Here is a 440-nt window from a genome sequence, read left to right on the forward strand (position 1 = left end):
GCTCGGCCGCGGATGCCTTCGGAGCGGGGGCGCGGGTACGGCGGCGGCGTTGCGGTAGCTCGTCGTGGTGCCCGGTGAGGGGGGCGTGGTCGGTGCCGTAGCCGTGGGACGCCTCCGCCGTGGCCTTGCGCGTCGAGCGCGGCGTGCTGACCGCCGGTGGCTGCTCGACGGGGTCGATACGGCTGAGGAGATGGCTCTCGACTCTCAGCACCGCGCGTACACCACCGTACGGGGACGGTGAGGAGAGGTCGACGCCCAGGTCGAACTGCCGGGTGAGCTGGCCGATCGCGGCGAGTCCCATGCGGGGCGGGTCGCCGAGGCCGGTGAGGAGGATCGGCTCGGTGCCGGCCACCGTCCGCTGGGCGTGGGCCCGTTCGTCCTGGGTCATGCCCACGCCCGCGTCGTCGACGGTGACGCAGACGCCGTGATGCACGTGCTCC

At 73.9% G+C, this 440-nt stretch carries 1 pseudogene; it reads right to left on the bottom strand.

The annotated features are described in order from the left end of the window. Positions 1-440: pseudogene (locus tag TN53_RS42440) on the bottom strand (sensor histidine kinase); the annotation flags it as partial.

This window comes from Streptomyces sp. WM6386, assembly GCF_000972385.1.
In the GTDB taxonomy this organism is placed as follows: domain Bacteria; phylum Actinomycetota; class Actinomycetes; order Streptomycetales; family Streptomycetaceae; genus Streptomyces.